Source organism: Flavobacterium sp., from assembly GCF_040402895.1.
GTDB lineage: Bacteria > Bacteroidota > Bacteroidia > Flavobacteriales > Flavobacteriaceae > Flavobacterium.
Genome location: NZ_JBBALR010000007.1, coordinates 59,111 through 84,013 on the forward strand (window position 1 = coordinate 59,111; position 24,903 = coordinate 84,013).

Genomic DNA, 24,903 nt, shown 5'->3' on the forward strand with positions numbered 1-24,903 from the left:
TTACGATTTTGGAATTACGTTATTAAAAACTCAGATAAAATCTGAGTTTTTTTATTTCAAGCTTACTTTAAACAAACGCAATTCTTCCCAAGAGAATTTATTGCCGTGTTTTTCTTTTAATACACCCAAACCTTCATTGTTATAGCCTTTAAAAGCTTCTTCTAGAGCTGCAATTTTTTCATCGGACATGATGTCTGAAATAGCTAACGCTTCCATTTGAATAAGTTTGGTAAAATGCAAATAAATGGAACTTACGGTAAGTTTCCGTTTGGCTGCAATTTCTTCCACGGATAAATTTTGTTTCCAAAGTTCTAAAGTAATTTCAATGGTTGTCTTTTTTGGTTCGGTGGATTTGTCTTTTTTGGCTTTGGTTTTCTTACCAAAGGTTTCCGAATGATCTTTGGCTACAAAACCATCAATTTCCTTGAATTTTTCCGATAACGAAGCAATTTTATTAATTTTATAATACTTGATTTCATCAGACGACATGGTGTTTTTATTAAAATCTATTCGGTTTACTAAATTTTTAATCAATAACATTGATTTTTTCAATTGTAAAACCGTTTTTACTTGAATTTCTTCAAGTTCCAAAAGTTCCTCGTGAAACGTTTTTGCTTTTTTTAAATTGCTCACTTCGGCTATTTTTAAAAGCAAATCGGTTACTTGATAATCTAATGTTTTAAAATAATACTGATAAGCGGCTTCGCATCGTTCCGCTAAAAAGGGAATATCAATAACTTCTTGAAAACAAATTTTCTGAATTTGATTACTGAATTTCTGAGAAGAATCCAATAAAGCCGCCACTATACTTTCGTTATGTTGTGCCCAAATTCGGTATTTTGATTTAGTTGAATTGGCTACTTCTTCATTATACGAAAATAAATGATTGCGCCACTCTAGTGCCAATTGTCTGAAATCGAAACTTTTACATAATTCTAAACGTAAAAAATGTTTGGTTTCTACTGCTAATGATTTTTCTAATACGATTTCATCTGCCTTATTATTGGCGTAATTTAATACTTCTGTATCGGAAGAAATGCCATTTAATTGTATCGGAGAAAGCAAAATTAAGCCTTTTAACGAACGAAGTCGGGACAAAGCCACATACGCTTGTCCGGGTGCAAAAACACGTGAAACATCTAATGCAGCGTTGTCAAATGTTAATCCTTGGCTTTTATGCACTGTAATGGCCCAAGCTAACTTTAATGGATAATGACTAAATGTTCCTACAATGGTTTCCTCAATTTCTTTTGTGTCAGGATTTACAGTGTATTTTATGTTTTCCCAAGTATAAAGATCTACTTCAACGGTTTTGTTTTCTTCTTCAAAATATACCAAAATTTCTTTTTCAGCTAAGGAAGTAATTTTACCTATTTTTCCGTTAAAATAATTTTTTTCAAAAGAGGTGTCGTTTTTAATGAACATTACTTGCGCTCCTACTTTTAAATCCATTTTTGGTTCAATAGGATACATTTTTTCGGGAAAATCTTCTACAATTTCGGGAAAGTAAGAAACTGTTTTTGCTTTTAATTCAGTTAAAGCCTCTTTATTAATTTCGTCTGCTTTAGCGTTGTGCGTGGTAACAATAATACAGCCGTTATGGTTTTTTATATTAAAATTTGGATTTACATATTGATTTAAAACAGCAATATTCTCTGTTGTAATTTTATTATTTCTTAGGTTGTTTAAAATAGAAATAAAAACTTCATCATCTTGACGATAAATTTTATCCAATTCAATATATAAAGGTGGATTTTGTTGTATTACTAGCGAATGAAAAAAGAACATACCTTGATAATAGTTCTTTAATTCGTACCATTCTTCTTGCTTAATTACGGGTGGTAATTGCAATAAATCGCCAATAAAAAGCACTTGAACACCACCAAAAGGCGCATCAATTCTACGCACTTTTTGCAACATAAAATCGATTGCATCCAACACGTCTGGACGAAGCATAGATACTTCATCAATAATTAGCAATTCTAAATTAACTAGCACTTGTTTTTTTGTGCCATTCATCCGGAAATGTTTGCTAATTGTGCTTTTTGTTTCAAATTTATATTGATACGAATTGGAATTTACAACTTTATTATCAGGAATAAAAGCCGCGAACGGCAATTGAAACATAGAATGAATGGTAACGCCGCCAGCATTAAGCGCTGCAATTCCTGTAGGAGCAACCACTACCGTGTTTTTATGTGACGTGGCAATAATTTCTTTAAGTAGAGTGGTTTTTCCTGTACCTGCTTTACCTGTTAAAAAAACAGATTTGTTGGTTTGGTTGATAAATTGTAAGGTGTACTGAGCGGCTTTTGATAGATGTTTCATTTGGCGTATAATTAAGTGTAATGGCAAAGAATTAAATTGATTGTGGATAAACAAATTTAATAGAAAATAGATTCTGAAACAAATTCAAAATATAAAAAACAAAAAAGCCCTGATTTCTCAAGGCTAAATTGTTATTTTTTTTCGTTGGTTGCTTTGTATTGATCGTTTAGCTCTTTTAGTAGCTTATCCGTTAAATTATAAGAATCTTTTGCATAAATTACAGAAGGAGCATCTTCTGAAGTTGTAAAGATGTAATCGAATTTTTGTTTTTTACCGAATTCTCTGATATATTTTTTTACTTGTTTAATTAGAGTGTCTTGTAATTTTCCGCCTTCTGTTTGAATTTGTGCTAAAACTTGGTCTCTTTCTTGTAAAATTTGTTGCTCTCTTTGTTGTAATTCGCCATATTTTTGTTGTGCCCAAGCCTGTCCGTTTGCTTGTGCATTTCGCTGAAAAGCGTCTTTTTCTGCTTGTAATTGTCTGCCTTTAGCTTCTAATGGACGTCCTAATTCTTCAGATTTAACTTTAAATTTTTCATTTTCATCTTTAAATTTTTCGTATTTTTCTAATAAAACAGAAGTGTCAATATAACCTGTTTTAAAATCTGATTTTGAAGTTGGTGTTTGTTGACAAGAAATTAATGCCGCACTTAATGCAACAATGCTTACTAATTTTTTCATTTTTTTATAATATGATTATTAAATAGGTAATCAGTTTTTTTAACCGATTTTTTAATTTTGGTAAAAATAATAGGTTTCTTTTAATTTTTAATTCTTTTTTCAAAATAAATTATAAAACCAGAGCTATAAGAAAATCTTATGTATAGTTTAATTTATAATAAGAAATTACTATTAAAAACAACTTGTTTTAACCGTTGTTTTATATAACATCTTTTTTCTCGACGCCTATTAGGTGTTTTTGTGTTTAATTTCTCTTAAAACGCGCTTATTTAAGTTTTACTTGTTTTTTATGATATAAATGTGCGATGAAAATTCATTTTTGAACAATCCTGACACATTTGAAATAAAACCGACAAAAAAACCTTTTACAAAACTCATTTTACCGTTTTTGTATTTTTCTGATAATAGGGAAACATAGAAACTATCAAACCACATAGGTTTTACTTTTTTCAATTCCATATCGACATCAGAAAACAATCTTTTTATACTGGTTTTTGAAAAATGCCATAAATGTCGAGGCACATCATATGCCGCCCAAAAACGATTATAATATTTTGCATCGAACGATTTATAATTTGGTACTGCTATAATAATGGTTCCGTCTGGTTTAACAATTCGTTTTAAATTAGCAATGTAATCTGTTAAATTTGGCACGTGTTCTAAAACGTGCCACATAGTTACCAAATCAAAGGTGTTTTCTGGCAAGGAAAAAATATCATCCGTAAACAAAACTCCTTTTTGATTTGCTAATGCTTTCGCATCGGTATTAGGTTCGAAACCCAAAATAGTCCAACCTTGGTTTTTAGCTTCCACTAAAAAATCGCCTGTACCACAACCAATGTCTAGCAATTGTCCTTTGTTTTGTTGTTGTTTCGTAATTAATGCAACCTTTCCTTTAATGGCATTACGTTTTACTAAATGATATATTTTTTCAAACGGCGTTCTTTTGGCATCTGTATGCGAAATATAATCTTCACTTTGGTAATACTTTGGTAAAACAGCTAAAGAAGGTGTAGGGTGTGTTTTTAAAATATCATATTCTTTGTTGTATAACAAGGAAAAAGTTTCTTTTGAAACGGAATGGTCTTTAACTATTATAAATTGGTTTTCTTCTAAAAATTTCATTTACTCTTTATTAATTGACTTTAACAAGGTTGTTTCACGTGGAACCTAAAAAGTTACGATCTTTGATTTGGGATTTACGAAACGATTAAACCATAAGTATGATTATCTTCCCATATGAATTAGTAGTACCGAAATATCACTTGGCGATACACCACTAATACGTGAGGCTTGTGCTATGGTAGTCGGTCTAATTTTTGTTAATTTTTGACGCGCTTCAATAGAAATTGCTTTAATTTTATCAAAATCATAGTTGCCTGGAATGCGAACATCTTCAAGACGATTCACTTTATCTGCGTGATTTTTCTCTTTTTCGATATAACCAGAATATTTCACTTGAATTTCGGCTTGTTCAATTACTTCCTGATCTAAGTTATTTTCTGAAATATAATCTGTTACGGCTGCAAACTTTAAAATATCAGCTAAATCAATTTGTGGACGCGAAAAAACTTTAAACATTTTATCACCTTGCGTCATCAAACTAGATCCCTTTGCTTCTAAAATAGGATTTGCAACTTCAGCTTTAATACTTGTTTCTTTAAAGAAAGTAACGAACTTATCAGAAGCATCTAATTTATATTCCATTCGTTTCAAGCGATCTTCTTTTGCTAAACCAATAGAATACCCTTTAGGAGTTAATCTTAAGTCGGCATTATCTTGTCGTAATAACGTTCTGTATTCTGCTCGAGAAGTAAACATTCTGTATGGCTCTTCGGTGCCTTTTGTAATTAAATCATCGATCAAAACACCAATATACGCTTCGTCTCTTTTTAATATTAAGGGATCTTTTTCTTGTACTTGTAATGCTGCGTTAATTCCAGCCATTAAACCTTGAGAAGCCGCTTCTTCATAACCTGTAGTACCATTTATTTGACCAGCAAAAAACAAGCCGTTAATTAATTTTGTTTCTAATGTATGCTTTAACTGCGTTGGAGGGAAATAATCATACTCAATAGCATAACCAGGGCGGAAAAACTTTACGTTTTCAAACCCTTCAACAGAGCGTAAGGCTTTAAATTGCACATCTTCTGGAAGCGAGGTTGAGAAACCGTTTACATAAACTTCACAGGTTTTCCATCCTTCTGGCTCAATAAACAATTGATGACGTTCTTTATCAGCAAAACGATTGATTTTGTCTTCAATAGAAGGGCAATATCTCGGTCCGATAGATTTAATTCGTCCATTAAACATTGGGCTTCTATCAAAACCTTCGCGTAATAAATCGTGAACTTTTTCTGAAGTATAGGTCATATAACAAGAACGTTGTTCTGTTAAAGGCTGGGTAATGTCGGAATACGAAAACTTAGAAGGATTTACATCTCCGGGTTGCTCAACCATTTTAGTGTAATCTAAAGAACGACCATCTACACGAGGCGGCGTTCCGGTTTTCATTCTTCCTGCTTCGAAACCTAACTTCAATAAATCTTCTGTAATTCCAAAAGAAGCGCTTTCACCTGCGCGTCCACCTCCAAATTGTTTGTCTCCGATATGAATTAAACCATTTAAAAACGTTCCGTTTGTAAGTACTACAGTTTTGGCTTTAATTTCTAAGCCCAGAGAGGTTTTAATACCTACAATCTGATTTCCTTCAGTTAAAATACTTGAAACCATTTCTTGATAAAAATCTAAATTCGGAGTGCCTTCTAACATCATTCTCCATTCTTCAGCAAAACGCATACGGTCTGACTGACAACGAGGCGACCACATAGCTGGTCCTTTGGAAAGATTCAGCATTTTAAATTGAATGGCTGTTACATCAGAAACAATTCCTGAATAACCACCTAAAGCATCAATTTCACGAACAATTTGACCTTTTGCAATACCTCCCATGGCTGGATTACAAGACATTTGGGCTATGTTTTGCAAATTCATAGTAACCAATAAAGTACTACAGCCCATATTTGCGGCTGCAGCGGCTGCCTCGCAACCTGCGTGTCCAGCACCTACAACAATTACATCATATTTTTCTTGAAACATATCTTTTGTTCCACGTGAAACACGTGGTTAATGTTAAAAGTCTTTTTGTTTCACGTGGAACAAAAAGACTAAATTATTTTACTATAGTTCCACGTGGAACAACTTAATTTTTTCTTCTTCTTTACTGCGCATTAAAGCAGCGTCAATATTTGTTTTGTCTTTGTATCCGCAATAATGCAAAACACCATGAGCTATAACGCGTTTTAATTCTTCCTCAAAAGAGACATTAAAGTCAATCGCATTGTCTTTAACTCTTTCAATGGAAATAAAAATATCACCACTAATAATATCGCCTTCTGTGTAATCAAAACTAATAATGTCTGTAAGTGTGTCGTGGTTTAAATACTGCATATTAATAGCGTGTAAATAGTCATCGTTACAAAAAATATAAGCAATTTCTCCTACAAATTTATCTTCTGAAGTAATAATGGTTTCAATCCAAGTAACAAAACACTCTTCTTGATCTAAAATAAAATCAGATTCGTAATTAAAACTAATCATTGTTTTTAAAATATTGTTGCACTTTGGTGTTAAAATTGGGTTGCAAAGGTAAGCTTTGTCTGTTTAATATTTCTACACTTTTTAAATAATTTAAAAGGGCAGGAGGAAGGGGTTTGTTGCTCCCTAGAAAATCTGTTTTATTGGTGTTAGATTCTCTTTTTGTGTCTTGTCCTTGTTGCTTAATTGCTGATTCTAATTTTAACAATTCGTGATTAATTTGAAGCGCACGATTCATGTTGTCTTGCGTAAGCCCTTTATTAATTAATTGCTTTTCTAACTCTTTCATTTGTTTTAAGGCGTTTTGACCCGTACCGCCCATGCCGTTTTTGTTTAATTCATTTTGCAATGACTCTCGCAACTCTTGTTGTTCTTTGATTATTTCTAAAAGTTTTTCAGCATCGCCTTCGCCATCTTTTCCTTCGTTACCTTGTGAACCACCTTTGCCTTCTTGACCTCCTTTTTTACCTTGTCCTGGTTTTTGTCCCTCACCGGGTTTCGGTTTACCGTCTTTCATTTTGTCGCCCAACCCTTTTTGTTTAGAAATAATATCGGACAATTGGCCGCCTTTTCCTTTGCCTGGTTTTGGTTTTCCGCCACCACCAGATGAAGACATACTCATATTCATTTCGCTTTGCACATTACTAAGAAAATCGGCTAATTTATTAGCAGAAGATAATGTGAACTGCTGGTGTGAAATTCCTTTTGCACGGGTAGTAGCTACTAAATTTTCAATAGACTTATCTAAATTATAATGAATTTCTTCTACTTCTTTTAAAACCAATTCAGAAAGTTTGGGTTGACGTAAAGACAAAGCAAACAAACTATCGTCAACATGTTTAAATTGCATTTTTAAATCTTGCTGGTTTTTTAACAAAGCGCTTACGTTAGATTTTGAATTAGAAACGGACTTAAATTGTTTCATTACTTTTTCTTGATCGAATGAAAAAGACAATAAATTATCTAAAATTTGACGCAAGACTTTAGCGTCTTCAGCGTTTTCTTCCATTTCACCAGAAGACATAGAATCAGACATTTTTTGACTCATTTCTTTCATTTTTTGAGCCGCAGCTTTTTGATTCTTTTTGGCTTGTTTTTGCTCTTTGTTTTCTAAATTATCTTCTGCTTTTTGTTGTTCTTGGTCTACGTCTTTTTGATCACCTTTGTCGTTTGGAATATCCATAGGCGATTTCAATTCTTTGTTTTCTTTTTCTAATTCATTTAACTCTTTTTTTAACTCTTCAAATTCATTTGAAAGTTTTTCTTGTTCCTCTTTCGTTGGGTTTTCTTTGTCTGAAAGTTTATCTTGTTTGTTAGCTAATTTATCTAATTTATCAGCTAATTGTTCTGCTTTTTGTTCTACATAATATCTTTTAGTAAGCTCTACTAATTGCTCTAAAGATTTTTGCTGCGTTTTGGCTTGTTGTTTTAATTTATCTGCTTTATCAAACAATTCTTCTTTTTCTAATTTTTTAGACAACTCTTCAAGTTCTTTTAAAAGCTTTTCGTTTTTTGCAGCTTGTTTCTCGTTTTTTTCTAAACGGTTTAAAAGCTCTTGTTTCATTTCGTCTTTTTGTTCAGGCTTAAATTCTTCCAGATTTTCCTTCATTTTTTCAGAAAATTCTTTCATCATTTCATCTTGTTGTTTTTGACGATTAATAAAATCTTGAATCTTCTTTTGGTCTTTATAATCTAGGTTATCTTTTTGTTTGTCAAGCTTTTTCAGTTTCTCTAATGCTTCAAATTGTTTGTCTTGATTTTCTAACGCTTTTTGTAAACTATTAATGTTGGATTGCTGTTCTTTAAGTGATTTTTGCTCTTTTTGCTCTTTTGTTAATTCAGAATGAGAAAAAACGGATGATTTTGACGATTTTAAACCATTAACTACATCATTATCAAACACTTCGAAATAATATTCGTAAGTAATACCAGGTTGTAACGTAATTCCGTCAGGAAAAGCATATACAAATTGGTCCACCACTTTGTTCTTTAAAATCAAGCCCTTCTTAAAAAGAATATTTGGTTTGTTTTTGTCATAAAACACCACTTGTAATTTAGACATACCATAATCATCAGACACTTGTCCGATAATTACTTTTTGTTTTAATTTTAAACTATCAGGAGTTTCGGAAACTGAAATACTTGGAAACTGATCTTTTAAAATGGTCAATTTATATTGAAGGTTTTCGTAGTTTTTTAAACGAGAATTAGAAATTGAAATTTGATAATCTGTTGTATTTACAATTCGTTTTGTATGGAAAAATTGATTCTCTTTTTTGCTAAATAAATCAGAATTTGATTCCTTTTTAAAAGCCACTTCAGTAGTAGCAAATGTATTTATTTTCCATGTAACTAATGTTCCTTCGGGAATAACTGCGTTTCCTGTTCCTTGGATAATTTCAGGTTTTTTTCCTAAATAATTTGGAAAATTTAATTGCATAATAAACGAAGAAATAGTAGGCACATTAACAACGTTTAAAACATAATCTGAAGAAGTTATATCATTCGATTTTAAATGAAATGTAATATCTTTCTGAACATTATCGAATTGATAAATAAAATTTCCTGGTGATGTGTTTTCTAAAAAATATTCTTCATTATTGATTAAAATTGATGCGTTTTCAGGAATAACCGAACCTACAGTTCTTACAACTAATTTAAAAGATTTATTTTGTTCCACGTTTAGATTGTTAGAAATAATTTCAAACTTAAACGCGGCTGGTTTTTCAAAATTAGTATCATATTGAACCACTCTTGCAAAACTTTTAGAAATCACATCCGAATTTCCAGAAAGATAAAAGAATAAAAGAAACAATAATGGAATAAGGGCAAAGGGCAAATACTTTTTATTGGAATTAAAATTAATGGCGTTTGAAAACGGAATGGGTTGTAAGTTTTTTGCTTTTTGTTCTATAGAAGCCAAAACCAATTCTGAAGGTTCAGTTGTGTTTGCTAATTGTAAAAAATTAAGCAGTTTATCTTGAACTTCTTCAAAATGTATTCCTATAATTTTTGATGCTTCTGTGTAGTTTAGCCCTTTCTGAATTTTAAATAATTTAGTTAAAGGAAAAATGATAAATTTAGATAACAAAAACGCTTCTACAAATAAAAATAACCCAAACAAAATAGTTCTTCCTTGGGTAGAAAACCAAAGAAAATATTCAATTAAAAAGGTAAAAATAAAATATAATAAACCAATGGTTATAAAAAGGAGCGCTCCTTTTATTAACTCATTTGTATAAAACTTTTTGATAAAGCCTTCCAGTTTATCGTAAATTACGGCTTTCTTTTCCAAAATTGTTACTCATTTGTTTATGACCGATAAAATTACAAAAAAAATCAACGATAAAATAAATTCCAAATTTTTAAATTTCAAATTCGAATTTTTGCAGTATTTGGAGTTTGGAATTTAACTTTTAGAATTTTAAAATAGTATCTTTGGCAAAAAATTATAGTGATGAACAGACCCGTTAGAGTACGATTTGCTCCAAGTCCAACAGGGCCTTTACATATTGGTGGGGTAAGAACCGCGCTTTTTAATTATTTATTTGCCAAAAAACACGGCGGAACATTTTATATTAGAATAGAAGATACTGACCAAACTCGTTTTGTAGCGGAAGCGGAAGATTATATTTTTGAAGCTTTAGAGTGGTTAGGAATTTCTCCTGATGAAACCATTGGAAAAAATGAAAAATTTGGACCGTACCGTCAATCGGATAGAAAAGAAATTTATAAGCAATATGCCGATAAATTAATTCAATCTGGATGGGCCTATTATGCATTTGATACTCCTGAAAAACTGGACGAACTTCGTAAGAACGCAGAAACTGAAGGAAAAACATTTATATATAATCATGCTGTTAGAGAAAAATTAGATACTTCATTAAATTTTTCAGAGGAAATAGTGAAAACCCGTATTGCCAATGGAGAACATTTTGTAATTCGTTTTAAAACACCTGTTAACGAAACCTTGCATTTACAAGATATTATTCGTGGTGAAGTACATTTTGATACTAATTTACTTGACGATAAAGTATTGTTTAAATCGGACGGAATGCCAACCTACCATTTGGCAAATATTGTAGATGATCATTTAATGGAAACTTCGCATGTAATTAGAGGGGAAGAATGGTTACCTTCTATGCCTTTACACGTGATGCTTTACAGAGCGTTTGGTTGGGAAGCACCTGAATTTGCGCATTTGCCTTTGATTTTAAAACCTATTGGAAATGGAAAATTAAGTAAGCGTGATGGCGACAAATTAGGATTTCCTGTATTTCCTTTAGAATGGAAAACAGCGGAAGGCGCCTCAAAAGGTTACAAAGAAGCTGGGTTTTTCCCTGAAGCCGTAATAAACTTTTTGGCATTATTGGGTTGGAATGACGGAACAGAACAAGAAATATTTAGTTTAGCAGAACTTATTGAAAAATTCGATTTAAAACGAATTCATAAATCAGGTGCAAAATTTGATCCTGAAAAAAACAAATGGTTTAATCATCAATACTTACAAAAACAAACGGATGAAAGTTTAGCAAAAGCGTTTAAAATAATCCTAGAAGAAAAAGGAATTTCAACTTCTTTAGATATTACAAGAATAGTTGCTTCAATTAAAGAACGCGCTAATTTTATAACAGAGTTTTGGGATTTAGCCGATTATTTCATTGTTGCACCAGCATCTTACGATGAAAAAGCAGCTAAAAATTGGGCAGCAGAAACGCCAGAATTGATGAAACAAGTACTAAAGCAATTACAAAATATAGAAGATTTTGGTTCTTTAAACATTGAAACTTTACTTAAAAATTGGATGACGACAAATGAAATTGGAATGGGTAAAGTAATGCAGCCATTAAGATTGAGTTTAGTAGGCGCTTTAAAAGGACCGCATTTATTTGATATTATAGAGTTAATTGGAAAAGAAGAAACAGCGAGCAGAATTGAAAAAGCAATTGCAACTTTATAAACACCAAAATTAAGATATAAGTGATAATTTGTACTTCTTGTAACTTTTACACAAAAGCCACGTATAATTAGTATAACTTTAAATTATCACTTATGTCTCCAATTATCATTTTCATCCTTGTTTTAGGATTATTCATCTTACTAAGTTCCTTTTTTACTGTAAAGCAACAAACCGCAGTTGTAATAGAGCGATTTGGAAAATTTACAAGCATTAGAAGTTCTGGTTTACAATTAAAAATTCCTGTAATTGATAGAATTGCCGGAAGAGTAAATCTTAGAATTCAGCAATTAGACGTTATTATTGAAACGAAAACAAAAGACAACGTTTTTATTAAAATGAAAGTTTCGGTTCAGTTTAACGTAATTCAAACAAAAGTTTACGAAGCGTTTTACAAATTAGAATATCCACACGATCAAATTACGGCTTATGTATTTGATGTGGTTCGTGCCGAAGTTCCAAAATTAATTTTAGATGATGTGTTTTTGAGAAAAGACGACATTGCTATTGCGGTAAAACGTGAATTGAATGAATCTATGACTACTTACGGATACGATATTATCAATACGTTAGTAACCGATATCGATCCAGATATTCAAGTTAAAAACGCGATGAATAGAATTAACGCGGCTGATAGAGAAAAAACAGCTGCAGAATTTGAATCGGAAGCACAACGTATCCGAATTGTAGCAAAAGCAAAAGCAGAAGCTGAAAGTAAAAAATTACAAGGACAAGGTATTGCAGACCAACGAAGAGAAATTGCTCGTGGATTGGTAGAAAGCGTAGAAGTGTTAAACAATGTTGGAATTAATTCGCAAGAAGCTTCTGCATTAATTGTGGTTACACAACATTATGATACCTTACAAGCCATTGGCGCCGATACAAATAGTAATTTAATTTTATTACCGAACTCGCCACAAGCCGGAAGCGATATGTTAAATAACATGGTAGCAAGTTTTACAGCCAGTAACCAAATTGGTGAAACGATGAAAAATCAGCCGAAACGAGCAAAGAAAAAAACTGATCATACATCAGCAGATTACAATCCAAGTGATACATCCGAAGCTTAAAAAATGTTAGAATCTGAAAAGTTCAGATTTTCAAAACAAAACCATCAATTTTATTTAATTGGTGGTTTTTTTGTATCTAATTGTTAAAATAGAGTCCTGACAGGTTTTTGAAACCTGTCAGGATTAAAAAACCTTTTTTTTAGTTAAAATTAAAATAACGCCTTTTTTAGACACTTTTAGTAATTGGGATGTAAAATCTACTTTACCTAAAAAGTTTTTGTTTTAAAATTTATTTATGAAAGTCATTTTTTAAAGATAAAATTTATACAAATTATTGTTTTAATAGTTTTTTCTAATACTTTAAAACAGGTACAAAAAAGGAATAAAAAAACCTACAAGGAAAAATATCTTGTAGGATTTAATTCTTAATTCTTAGTACAAGAATCTTAATACTTTTTTTATTGTTCAGAAACTTTTGCCCAAGTGTCTCTTAAGCCAACCGTTTTGTTAAAAACTAATTTTTCTGCTGAAGCATCTCTATCTACACAAAAATAACCTAAACGCTGAAATTGAAAATGATCTAGTTCTTTTGCGGTTTGTAAACTTGGCTCAACATAACCCGTAATCACTTTTAAAGACTCTGGATTGATGTATTCTTTAAAATCAACCTCTTTGTTTCCGTCTGGGTTTTCGTGTGTAAAAAGACGGTCATATAATCTAACTTCTGCTTCTTTAGCGTGTGCTATAGAAACCCAATGAATTACACCTTTTACTTTTCTATTACTAGCTTCTGTGCCGCTACCCGATTTAGAATCTACATCGTAAGTACAATGAATTTCGGTAATATTTCCTTCTGAATCTTTTACAACTGATTCCCCTTTAATGATATACGCATTTTTTAAACGTACTTCAGTTCCTAAAGTTAAACGGAAAAATTTCTTATGTGCTTCTTCTTGAAAATCTTCTCTTTCAATATATAATTCTTTAGAAAAAGGAACTTCTCTATAAGTCATTATTTCTTCTTCTGGATTGTTTTCGGCAGTTAACCATTCTTCTTTTCCTTCAGGATAATTTGTAATAACTAGTTTTATTGGATTTAAAACCGCCATCACACGAGGTGCAATTTTATTTAAATCTTCACGAATACAGAAATCTAAAAGCGATACATCAATTAAATTGGTTCGTTTTGCAATTCCGATTGTATTAGCAAAATTCCTAATAGCGGTTGCTGTAATTCCTCTTCTTCTCATTCCTGAAATCGTACTCATTCTCGGATCGTCCCAAGCGGTAACGTGCTTTTCTTCAACTAATTGTAATAATTTACGTTTAGAAACAACCGTGTGCGATAAATTTCTACGAGCAAATTCTCTTTGCTTTGGTCGTACTTTGGTTTCGTCATAAATTTGATTTAAAAACCAATCATATAATTCTCTATGTGGTAAAAATTCTAACGTACAAAAAGAATGTGAAATTTGTTCTAAATAATCACTTTCTCCATGTGCCCAATCGTACATTGGATAAATACACCAATCATTCCCTGTACGATGATGATGTGCGTGCATAATACGATAAATAATAGGATCTCGCATCAACATATTATTGGCCTTCATACTTATTTTAGCACGTAAAACGTGAGTTCCTTTTTCGAATTCTCCGTTTTTCATACGTGTAAATAAATCTAAATTTTCTTCTATGGAACGGGTTCTAAAAGGCGAATCTGTTCCTGGTGAAGTGGGCGTTCCTTTTTGAATGGCCATATCTTCAGAAGACTGACTATCTACATAAGCTTTATCTTTTTTAATTAATTCTACTGCCCAATCATATAATTGTTGGAAATAATCTGAGGCATAACATTCTTTATCCCATTTAAAACCAAGCCATTCGACATCTTTTTTAATTGCATCCACAAACTCTTGTTCTTCTTTTGAAGGGTTCGTATCATCAAACCGCAAATTAACAGGCGCATTATAATCTATGCCTAAACCAAAATTAAGGCAAATAGCACTGGCGTGACCAATATGTAAATATCCGTTAGGTTCTGGAGGAAAACGAAAACGTAATTTATCAGAAGATAAACCATTTTTTAAATCGTCTTCTATAATTTGTTCTATAAAATTTAAAGATTTTTCTTCTGCAGACATAAGAATTTGTAATTTTGACAAAGATAACAATAAGTTTAGAAGTTTAAAATGTTTATGAGTGTAAAAGAATTGTTACAAACATCTAATATCAAATAAATAATGGGAATCATAAAATTAACTAATATTCGAACCTTTTCCTATCACGGATGTTTAGAAGAAGAAGCAAAAATTGGAAGTAATTATAAAATAGATTTAACTGTAAAAACCAATTTAAAACCATCGGCTCAAACAGACGAACTACATGATACAGTAGACTATGTAGATTTGAATAGAATTGTGGTGGAAGAAATGGCAATACGCGCCAAACTTTTAGAACACGTGGCACAAAGAATTATAGATCGGGTTTTAAAAGAATTGCTTTCGGTTTTAAAAATTGAAGTTCAGGTAACTAAATTAAATCCTCCTATTGGTGGTGATGTTGAAGGAGTTACTATAATTATGAGTAAAAAAAGATAGTTTTTAAAAACTATCTTTTAAAATATTTGGAATTTGTGATTTGAATATTGAAATTTTTATATCTATATTTGCAATCCAATTACGGCGTCGTGGCCGAGCGGCTAGGCACCGGTCTGCAAAACCGTCTACTCCGGTTCGAATCCGGACGATGCCTCTGAAAGAGTTACTTGAAAAAGTAGCTCTTTTTTTTGTAATTTCTTAGAAAAAATTAATTAAAGTTATAGTTCGAATCCGTCGATAATTCAAAAAGAGTTACTAGAAATAGTAGCTCTTTTTTTGTGAAATTACTTCACAACCTGCTCTATCCCTAATTTTTTATTTACGATTTGTTTGCTTTTTGGAAAAAGCCCTTGAAGGATAAAAAACACCCCAAAAATTAATATTACTATACTAATAATTCTTTTAATTTTATAGATGTTATTTGGCGTTAATTTGTGTTTTAATTGCTTGGCTAATAGTATTTTATAAATATCAATTAGTAAATAAAACACTAAAATTGAAGTAAAAAAAACAAAAATACGCAACGGGTTCATTTCTAATTTTGGACCGTGAGTTATAATAATCATCATCCAAAAACCCAAGACACCAATATTAATAATATTTAAAAAAACACCTTTAAAAAACAATCCTAAATAGTTGTTTTTTTGGATGTCTTCTTCGTCATCATCATCCATTTTCTCGTTAAATTTTTTCTTTAATTGTATATACGAAATCAACCCGTATACAGACATAATAATTCCTCCAAAAATATATAATACCGGATTATCTTTTAGTTGTGATAATATTTGATTGGTAGCAAAATAAGCAATTAGTATAAAAAAAATATCACTAAAAACAATTCCTAAATCTAATGTAAAAGCGGCTTTAAATCCTTTTGTAATACTGGTTTCTAGTATCATAAAAAAACCAGGACCAATTGAAATGGCCAACAAAAATGCCCAAGGAATAGCTAATAATATATCGTGAATCATTTATATTATGGTAATTAGTGAATAGTTAAAAGTAAAATAGTATTTGCTATATAAACAAAAATAATAAAATCTAATTACTATTCACTAATTACTATTCACTTAATTTTAATTTGCTTGAATAATTTTACCGCCAGCAACCGATTTTTGATTTATTTGTTTTGGATTGCCGTAAATAGTAATTATTCCGCCTGCTCGGGTTTTAGCATCCGCTAAATCTGAAGCGTTTATATTAGCAATTCCACCTGCATTTACTGTTACTGTAGTTTGTTGGGTTATGCAATCTTGTCCATCATATTTAGCTCCTGAATTTGCTAAAATATCCTGATTTTTTACCGTTCCTTTTATAGTAACTATACTTCCTGCGCCGCAACGCGCTTTTAATTTATCTGCTATAAGATTATTTAAAACAATTTCTGCACCTTCTTTGGTAATGATATCAAAACCAATCGCTTTTATTTCTGTTTCACAAGAAATTCTACTACCTTCATTAGCTTCTAAAGCATTTAATTTTTTATAATAAACGGTTGCTGAAACATTGTCACCACTTAGCATTTTTGTTAATGACATTCTAATTTTTAATTCACCATTATTGTTTATTAATTCTACTTCTTCAGAATTAGTACCATTTAAAATTACTTTATTTTCAGTACCTGAAAGTAATAACACGTCTATTTTATCAAAAGAGGTTACTTTATTGAAATCGCCAACAAATCTTTCGGTTTGTGCGAAAGTTATTGAACTGAATAATATTAAGGAATAAATAATTTTTTTCATGTTTTTAATTTTATTAATATTATAAATATTTTTATTTATTTTCTCTTACAAAATGAAAATCCAATTGTTTTTTTACTAAATCGGCATTTTTTACTTTTACATATACTTCGTCTCCTAATTGTATAATATTTTTAGAAACTTCACCTACTAAAGCATATTGTTTGTCATCAAACGTGTAATAATCATCTTTAATTTCTCTAATACGCACCATTCCTTCACATTTATTTTCGATAATTTCTACATAAATTCCCCATTCGGTAACACCAGAAACTACACCTAAAAATTCTTGATCTTTATGGTCTTGCATGTATTTTACTTGCATATATTTTACCGAATCTCTTTCCGCTTTAGCCGCTAGAATTTCTCTATCGGACGAATGCATACATTTTTCTTCAAAAGCTTCTTCACTAACACTTTTTCCACCATCCAAATAAAACTGCAACAAACGGTGTGCCATTACATCCGGATAACGTCGAATTGGAGAAGTAAAATGCGAATAATAATCAAACGCTAAGCCATAATGACCAATATTATCTGTAGAATATACTGCTTTACTCATACAACGAATGGTAAGTGTATCTACCATATTTTGCTCTTTTTTTCCTTGAACCTCTTCTAATAATTTATTTAACGAAGCAGAAATATCTTGTTTCGATTTTAAATTTAAACTGTATCCGAATTTAGAAATTACGTTTTGTAAACCGAATAATTTATCTTCATTTGGTTCATCGTGAATTCTATATACAAAAGTTTTCTTTTGTTTTCCGATAAATTCAGCTACTTTTCTATTGGCTAATAACATAAATTCTTCAATTAAATGATTAGCATCTTTACTTTGTTTGAAATATACGCCAACAGGTTCTGCATGTTCATTTAAATTGAATTTTACTTCTACTTTATCAAAAGAAATAGCACCTGCATTCATTCTTTTTCTACGAAGAATTTTTGCTAATTCGTCCATTTTTAAAGTGGCTTCTACAATTGGTTTTGGTGTGTGGTACTCTTTTCCAGTCAATGAAATATGAGCTGGAATTATATCAGATTTACTTTCAATAATTTCTTGTGCTTCTTCATACGAAAAACGTTGGTCTGAATAAATTACCGTTCTTCCAAACCAAGAATCTACCACTTCCGCTTTATTATTTAATTGAAAAATAGCTGAAAATGTATATTTTTCTTCATTTGGACGTAATGAACAAGCAAAATTTGATAATACTTCTGGTAACATAGGAACCACTCTGTCTACTAAATATACAGAAGTAGCTCTATTATAAGCTTCTTCATCTAAAATAGTTCCTTCATGTAAATAATGAGATACATCAGCAATATGTACACCAATTTCATAATTTCCATTTGGTAATACTTGAAAAGATAAAGCATCATCGAAATCTTTTGCATCTTTAGGATCAATTGTAAAGGTTAAGATATTTCGCATATCTCTACGTTTTGCAATTTCTTCTTCTGTAATTGAAGTATCTATTTGATTTGCATACGCTTCTACTTCAATAGGAAAATCATATGGTAAACCGTATTCTGCTAAAATAGCGTGAATTTCTGTATTATGTTCTCCAGGTTTTCCTAATACTTTAATTACTTTTCCAAAAGGCGAATCGGCTTTTTTTGGCCAATCCACCATTGAAACTAACACAACATCACCATGTTCTGCAGTAGATATCTCATTTTTAGGAATAAAAATATCCGTATACATTTTAGCATTGGTTGTAGTTACAAATCCAAAATTTTTCTGAATATCAATAACCCCAACAAATTCTGTTTTAGCTCTTTCTAAAATTTCTAAAACTTCTGCTTCTGGCTTTCTAGAACTTCTTCTATTGTAAATATAACACCTTACTTTATCTCCATCTAAAGCATGATTTAAATTTATAAAAGGAATATATACATCATCTTCTAATTCAGAACAAACAAAATATCCCGATTTACGAGAGGTCATATCTACAGTTCCTTCGTAATATTCTGCTTTTGATATTATTTTGTATTTACCACGTTCGGTTTCTTCTATTTTACCTGCTTTCTTTAAAATACCTAATTCTTTAATAATTTCGTTTCTACTTTGCGTATCATTCACTTCAATTATCGCTGCAATTTGTTTGTAATTAAAGTCTTTAGTAGGTGAAGCGGATAGTATTTTATATACGTGAGCCGAAAAATCTTTGGCTTTTTTTGTCATTTTTCTAAAATTCTTTTTCATATATCATTCTTAATATGCATTAAAAGTACAAAGAAGAAATAAGAAAAAGGAATTAAGTAGTAAGATTTAATAAAATTTTAATTTTCTAAAACTTAAAAGTTTTCAACATATATTAAAAACAACAAAAAAAGATTTTAATTAAATTTAAATTATTGATGTTTATTATAGCGTGTTAATATGTGGTATAAATTTATTTTTAAATATAGGTTTACAAACTTATTGTAAGTTATACAACTTAATAAACAATGTAAATTTATTGTAAAGTATTCTTTTTCAATACTATTAGATTTTGTTTTTTAATATTATAAACACCTGTTAAAATCTAAATCTAATAGTTTTTTGTACATAACTAAGTTTTTGTTTTTTGTTAATAAACAAGAAAAAACTATTCATAAAATAACAATAAAAAGTAACAACTAAATTTTGATTTTAATTTTAAGATTTGCATTACAAATTTTAATTTTACAACTATAAAAAACTTATTATTTTCTATCTTTAGTTATTAACACATAATGTTAAATTAACATTAACTGATTATCAAGTAATTATCAAAAAGTATTAACAACGCTTTTTTTTTGATTGGTTTTTGTAAAAACATTTAAATAGGAAACCAATAATATTTACAAATTTACTTTATGAAACGCTACATATTGATTATTTTTGTAAAATAATAGTAACATCACAACACACAATTATGACAATCTCAATTGGTAACGACCACGCAGGTCCAGACTACAAAAAAGCAATAGTTAACTTTTTAGAAAGCAACAACCATCAAGTTATTAACCACGGAACAGATACTTTTGAAAGTGTTGACTATCCAGATTTTGGTCACGCTGTGGCGAATGATGTTGCAAGTAAAAAAGCAGATTTTGGAATTGTAATTTGTGGTTCTGGAAACGGAATTGCGATGTCGGTAAACAAACACCAAGATATTCGTGCTGCTTTATGTTGGACGAAAGAAATTGCAGCATTAGCGCGTCAACATAATGATGCGAATATTATTTCTATTCCGGCTCGTTATACTTCTATACAACAAGCTGTGGAAATGATAGCTACGTTTTTAATCACCGATTTTGAAGGTGGAAGACACGCAAACAGAGTAAATAAAATTGCTTGTAAATAATTTTTTTAAACATTACTTTTCAAATTCCGTCAGTTTTGGCGGAATTTATATTTTATATTAGTTTTTTACAATGACCGCAATCCAATTCATTCAAAACCAAACCAATATTGCCGTAAAAAGCATTGAAGTTACCATACAATTACTTTCAGACGATTGTACAATTCCGTTTATTTCGCGTTACCGTAAAGATCAAACTGGAAATTTAGATGAGGTGCAAATTGAAACCATTTCAAAATTAAATAAACAATTTATAGAAATTGTAAAACGAAAAGAAAGTGTTTTAAAATCCATTGAAGAACAAAACACACTTACGCCCGAATTGAAATCTAAAATTGATGCTAGTTTTGATTTACAAGAAATAGAAGATTTCTATTTACCTTATAAAAAGAAGAAAAAAACCAAAGCAGACACGGCGCGTGAAAATGGATTGGAACCCTTAGCAAAAATAATAATGTCTCAAAAAAATGAGGATATTGAGTTTTTGGCATCGAAATATTTAAACGAAAAAGTTACCAATGAAGACGAAGCCCTTCAAGGCGCACGAGATATTATAGCTGAATGGATAAACGAAAATATTTTTATTCGAAAATCGTTACGAAGAACCTTTCTGCGTAAAGCTGAAATTACCACTAAAGTAATAAAAACTAAAAAAGACGACGAAGCCGCTCAAAAATTTTCCCAATATTTTGATTGGTCTGAAAACATTACCAAAGCTCCATCACATCGATTATTAGCCATGTTACGTGCTGAAGCCGAAGGATTTATTAAGTTAAATGTAGGATTAAATGATGACGACAAAAGCGAAGTGATTCGTTTTATGGAAGACAATTTAATTAAAACTAATAATGAAAGCGCCGAACAAATTGAAAAAGCGATAAAAGACAGTTATAAAAGATTATTAGAACCCGCTATTTCAAACGAAACGTTGCAAGAAGCCAAAACCAAAGCCGACATCAAAGCTATTGCTGTTTTTGCAGAAAATTTACGTCAGTTGTTATTGGCCCCACCATTAGGAGAAAAACGCATTTTAGCAATCGACCCAGGTTATAAAAGTGGCTGTAAATTGGTTTGTTTGGATGAAAAAGGAGATTTACTAAATAATGAAACCGTTTATCCGCACGCCCCACAAAACGATAGCGCTATGGCGATGAAAAAAATCCGTTCTATGGTAAATGCTTATAATATTGAAGCTATTTCTATTGGAAACGGAACGGCATCGCGTGAAACCGAATTTTTTATTAAAAAAATTGCTTTTGATAAACCCGTTCAGGTTTTTGTGGTTTCAGAAGCTGGCGCTTCGGTGTACTCGGCGAGTAAAATTGCTCGTGATGAATTTCCTAATTATGATGTAACAGTACGAGGTTCTGTTTCTATTGGAAGACGCTTATCTGATCCGTTAGCAGAATTAGTAAAAATAGATCCTAAATCAATTGGGGTTGGACAATACCAACACGATGTCGATCAAAACAAATTAAAAGAGCAATTAGATTCGGTGGTAATGAGTTGTGTAAATGCAGTTGGAATTAACGTAAATACCGCAAGTAAATCGTTGTTGAGCTATGTGTCTGGAATTGGAGAAAAAATGGCAGAAAACATTGTTGCCTATCGTTCTGAAAACGGTCCTTTTGAAGACAGAAAACAACTAAAAAAAGTCCCTCGTTTGGGTGAAAAAGCATACCAACAAGCGGCGGCGTTTATCAGAATTAAAGAAGGAAAAAACCCGTTGGATAATTCAGCTGTTCATCCAGAAGCGTATGGAATTGTTGAAAAAATGGCTAAAGATTTAGGGGTAAAAACAAACGAATTGGTTGCAAATAAAGAAAAAATCACGCAGATTTCTCCTGAAAAATACATTACTCCAGAAATTGGAATTTTAACACTTAAAGACGTTTTAAAAGAATTAGAAAAACCTGGATTAGACCCAAGAAAAGCTGCGAAAGTTTTCGAATTTGACCCAAATGTTCGCACAATAAAAGATTTAAAAACAGGAATGATTTTACCTGGAATAGTAAACAATATTACCGCTTTTGGTTGTTTTGTTGATATTGGAACCAAAGAAAGTGGTTTGGTGCACATTTCGCAATTGAAAGCTGGTTTCGTTTCCGATGTAAACGAAGTCGTAAAATTACACCAACACGTGCAAGTAAAAGTCGTTGAGGTAGACGAAGCCAGAAAGCGCATTCAGTTAACTATGATATTGTAAAAAACCAAAAACAAAAAAAATTCCAAATCCCAAGTTTTAAAATTTGGAATTTGGAATTTTTATATTGGAATTTTAAAAAATTTATTCTTTTGTTTCTTCTTCTTTTTTAACTACTGTAGTTTCGTCTTCACCTTTTGCTGCTTTTTTAAATTCCTTGATACCACCACCAAGTCCTTTCATTAATTCTGGAATTTTTTTACCTCCAAAAAACAAAACAACAACAGCTATGATAATAATCCACTCCGTTCCGCCAATCGCACCTAAAGTTATATATAAAGAATTCATGTTTTTAAATTTTAAATTTAGATTACAAAGGTACATAAAAAATTAAAACACAAATAAAATTATTCCTTTTTATTGATACATTTACTAATTGGCACATGGGCTATTTGTATTATATTTGTATAAAATCAAGAGATATGTCTCAAAAAAGATTAAAATTTCAAGCTTTAAAGCAAAAATTAGTAAGCAAAAGGCGTCTCATAATCTATAATGAAGACACCTTAGAAGAATCATTTTCATTAAAATTAACGTTAATGAATGTATTTATTGCGTCTTCTTTAAGCGCTATTTTAATTATTTTTGTCACGACGTTTATTATTGCTTTTACGCCTTTACGGGAGTATATTCCGGGTTACGCTTCTACAGAATTAAAAAAACAAGCCGCGGCATTAACAATTAAATCCGATTCTTTATTAAAAGTTACAAAAGAAAATAACGCCTACATTCAGGCTGTAAAAGCGGTATTAAAAGGAGATTTAGAATTTGCAAAACTTAATAAAGATTCTATTAAAGTTGCTGAAAACGCTACAGAAATAATGGATGTTACCGTTTCTGAAAAAGAGTTACGACTTAGAAAAGAAGTAAATCAACTTGAACAAAAAGCAAAAAAATAAAACCTACTACTATGTCCATAAAAGCAGTTGCAGCTAAAATACTCGCCAGACATTCGCACAAACAAACTCAAAAATGGGCTAATTCTCCTGTTGTTACTCAAGAAAAGGTTTTTCAATCATTATTACATCAAGCAAAAAACACGCAATTTGGAAAAGAGCATCACTTTTCAAAGATCAAAACATTTGAAGATTTTGCTAAGCAAGTGCCTGTTCGAGATTACGAACAATTGAAATCGTATGTAGCTAAAGTTGTAGCTGGTGAATCTGATATTTTATGGAAAGGCAAACCGTTATATTTTGCCAAAACATCAGGAACTACATCGGGAGTTAAATACATTCCGCTCACAGCAGCATCAATGCCATTTCATATTAAAGCAGCAAAAAATGCCATTTTAAGTTACATTCATGAAACAGGAAAATCCGATTTTGTGGATGGAAAAATGATTTTTTTACAAGGAAGTCCAGAAATGGAGGAAAAAAATGGAATCAAGTTAGGCAGGCTTTCCGGAATTGTAGCGCATTTCGTCCCAAAATATTTACAAAAAAACCGATTACCAAGTTGGAAAACCAATTGTATTGAAGATTGGGAAACCAAAGTAGATGCCATTGTAGCAGAAACATTTCATCAAAACATGACGGTGATTTCAGGTATTCCAAGTTGGGTGCAAATGTATTTCGAAAAATTAAAAACAAAATCGAATTTGCCTGTTGGCGAGTTGTTTAAAAATTTCAATTTATTTATTTATGGCGGGGTGAATTATGAACCTTATCGTGCCAAATTTGAACAATTAATAGGTAGAAAAGTAGATTCAATTGAGTTATTTCCTGCTTCCGAAGGGTTTTTTGCTTATCAAGATTCGCAAACCGAAAAAGGGATGTTATTACTACTAAATTCTGGAATTTTCTACGAATTTATTAAAGTAGAGGATTTTTTTACTGAAAACCCAAAACGACTGACAATTAGCGAGGTAGAAATTAACGTAAATTATGTTTTGATTATTTCTACCAATGCAGGACTTTGGGCCTACAATATTGGCGATACAATTGCGTTTACTTCTACAAACCCGTATCGGATTATTGTTACTGGAAGAATTAAACATTTCATATCTGCTTTTGGCGAACACGTGATTGGAAAAGAAGTAGAAAATGCGTTACAAAGCGTTATTTTAGGAACAAACATAAGCGTAAATGAGTTTACGGTTGCGCCACAAATTAATCCAAAAAGCGGTTTGCCTTATCATGAATGGTTCATAGAATTTGATTCGGAGCCAGAAGATTTGGACGCTTTTGCTCTGAAAATTGATTTCGAAATGCGCCAACAAAATGGCTATTACGATGATTTGATTAAAGGCAGTGTGTTGCGAACTTTAGTAATTACGAAAGTGGTAAAAAATGGTTTTCAAGAGTACATGAAATCTATTGGAAAATTAGGCGGACAAAACAAATTACCCAGACTAAGTAATGATAGAAAGATTGCTGATTTTTTTACAATGTAAATCTAGAAAGTAGTAACTTTCAATAAACGTAAAATGACCGAAAGCCAACTAAAAAATAA

At 31.1% G+C, this 24,903-nt stretch carries 18 protein-coding genes and 1 tRNA gene; 8 read left to right on the top strand and 11 right to left on the bottom strand.

What is annotated here, in order from left to right:
• Positions 1-51: 51 nt before the first annotated feature.
• The 6 genes from ABWP60_RS07495 to ABWP60_RS07520 form a co-directional block, all read right to left on the bottom strand.
• On the bottom strand, positions 52-2,328 hold the full coding sequence (locus ABWP60_RS07495) for a helix-turn-helix domain-containing protein (RefSeq protein WP_353150736.1): 2,277 nt from the start codon (positions 2,326-2,328) through the stop codon (positions 52-54).
• 131 nt (positions 2,329-2,459) lie between these two features.
• Positions 2,460-3,008: an OmpH/Skp family outer membrane protein gene (locus ABWP60_RS07500; protein ID WP_353150739.1), complete on the bottom strand. Its 549-nt coding sequence runs from the start codon at positions 3,006-3,008 to the stop codon at positions 2,460-2,462.
• Between the two features lie 276 nt (positions 3,009-3,284).
• Positions 3,285-4,133: a class I SAM-dependent methyltransferase gene (locus ABWP60_RS07505; protein ID WP_353150742.1), complete on the bottom strand. Its 849-nt coding sequence runs from the start codon at positions 4,131-4,133 to the stop codon at positions 3,285-3,287.
• Positions 4,134-4,235: 102 nt separating this feature from the next.
• Complete coding sequence (gene mnmG / locus ABWP60_RS07510; protein ID WP_353150745.1) at positions 4,236-6,107, bottom strand: tRNA uridine-5-carboxymethylaminomethyl(34) synthesis enzyme MnmG; 1,872 nt, start codon at positions 6,105-6,107, stop codon at positions 4,236-4,238.
• Between the two features lie 81 nt (positions 6,108-6,188).
• Complete coding sequence (gene ybeY, locus ABWP60_RS07515) at positions 6,189-6,608, bottom strand: rRNA maturation RNase YbeY (RefSeq protein WP_353150748.1); 420 nt, start codon at positions 6,606-6,608, stop codon at positions 6,189-6,191.
• A complete protein-coding gene (locus ABWP60_RS07520) occupies positions 6,601-9,900 on the bottom strand; it encodes a hypothetical protein (protein WP_353150751.1) in 3,300 nt (1,099 codons plus the stop codon). The genes ybeY and ABWP60_RS07520 overlap by 8 nt, the downstream gene beginning before the upstream one ends.
• 162 nt (positions 9,901-10,062) lie before the next feature.
• On the opposite strand from ABWP60_RS07520, the gene gltX reads away from it, so the two are divergent.
• Positions 10,063-11,565, top strand: a complete 1,503-nt coding sequence (gene gltX, locus ABWP60_RS07525) for a glutamate--tRNA ligase (protein WP_353150754.1) — start codon at positions 10,063-10,065, stop codon at positions 11,563-11,565.
• A gap of 92 nt (positions 11,566-11,657) precedes the next feature.
• Positions 11,658-12,632, top strand: a complete 975-nt coding sequence (locus ABWP60_RS07530) for an SPFH domain-containing protein (protein WP_353150757.1) — start codon at positions 11,658-11,660, stop codon at positions 12,630-12,632.
• Between the two features lie 398 nt (positions 12,633-13,030).
• Here ABWP60_RS07530 and ABWP60_RS07535 read toward each other — a convergent pair whose 3' ends face one another.
• Positions 13,031-14,713, bottom strand: coding sequence for a glutamine--tRNA ligase/YqeY domain fusion protein (locus ABWP60_RS07535; protein WP_353150759.1), 1,683 nt, complete (start codon positions 14,711-14,713; stop codon positions 13,031-13,033).
• Positions 14,714-14,812: 99 nt separating this feature from the next.
• Here ABWP60_RS07535 and folB point away from each other — a divergent pair, with 99 nt between their 5' ends.
• A complete protein-coding gene (gene folB / locus ABWP60_RS07540; RefSeq protein ID WP_353150762.1) occupies positions 14,813-15,169 on the top strand; it encodes a dihydroneopterin aldolase in 357 nt (118 codons plus the stop codon).
• Between the two features lie 83 nt (positions 15,170-15,252).
• Positions 15,253-15,323, top strand: a tRNA-Cys gene (locus tag ABWP60_RS07545).
• 130 nt (positions 15,324-15,453) lie between these two features.
• Here the strand turns inward: ABWP60_RS07545 and ABWP60_RS07550 are convergent.
• The 3 genes from ABWP60_RS07550 to rnr form a co-directional block, all read right to left on the bottom strand.
• Entirely contained in the window at positions 15,454-16,140 is a 687-nt protein-coding gene (locus ABWP60_RS07550) for a LysE family translocator (RefSeq protein ID WP_353150765.1), read from the bottom strand.
• 105 nt (positions 16,141-16,245) lie between these two features.
• The gene (locus ABWP60_RS07555; RefSeq protein WP_353150768.1) at positions 16,246-16,914 is read right to left on the bottom strand and encodes a head GIN domain-containing protein; all 669 of its coding nucleotides are present in this window, start codon (positions 16,912-16,914) and stop codon (positions 16,246-16,248) included.
• Positions 16,915-16,945: 31 nt separating this feature from the next.
• Positions 16,946-19,123 (bottom strand): ribonuclease R, encoded by a 2,178-nt coding sequence (rnr, locus tag ABWP60_RS07560; RefSeq protein WP_353150771.1) that lies wholly within the window; start codon positions 19,121-19,123, stop codon positions 16,946-16,948.
• A gap of 694 nt (positions 19,124-19,817) precedes the next feature.
• Here rnr and rpiB point away from each other — a divergent pair.
• Positions 19,818-20,249: a ribose 5-phosphate isomerase B gene (gene rpiB, locus ABWP60_RS07565; RefSeq protein ID WP_353150774.1), complete on the top strand. Its 432-nt coding sequence runs from the start codon at positions 19,818-19,820 to the stop codon at positions 20,247-20,249.
• A gap of 70 nt (positions 20,250-20,319) precedes the next feature.
• Positions 20,320-22,452: a Tex family protein gene (locus ABWP60_RS07570; protein WP_353150777.1), complete on the top strand. Its 2,133-nt coding sequence runs from the start codon at positions 20,320-20,322 to the stop codon at positions 22,450-22,452.
• 81 nt (positions 22,453-22,533) lie between these two features.
• Here ABWP60_RS07570 and ABWP60_RS07575 read toward each other — a convergent pair whose 3' ends face one another.
• Entirely contained in the window at positions 22,534-22,737 is a 204-nt protein-coding gene (locus ABWP60_RS07575; RefSeq protein WP_353150780.1) for a Sec-independent protein translocase subunit TatA/TatB, read from the bottom strand.
• 134 nt (positions 22,738-22,871) lie between these two features.
• Between ABWP60_RS07575 and ABWP60_RS07580 the strand changes: the two genes are divergently transcribed.
• Both ABWP60_RS07580 and ABWP60_RS07585 read left to right on the top strand, forming a co-directional pair.
• Positions 22,872-23,348, top strand: a complete 477-nt coding sequence (locus tag ABWP60_RS07580) for a peptidase (RefSeq protein WP_353150783.1) — start codon at positions 22,872-22,874, stop codon at positions 23,346-23,348.
• Positions 23,349-23,359: 11 nt separating this feature from the next.
• Positions 23,360-24,844 carry a GH3 family acyl-acid amido synthetase gene (locus tag ABWP60_RS07585; protein WP_353150786.1) on the top strand — a complete coding sequence of 495 codons (1,485 nt, stop codon included), beginning with the start codon at positions 23,360-23,362 and terminating at the stop codon, positions 24,842-24,844.
• Positions 24,845-24,903 lie beyond the last annotated feature (59 nt).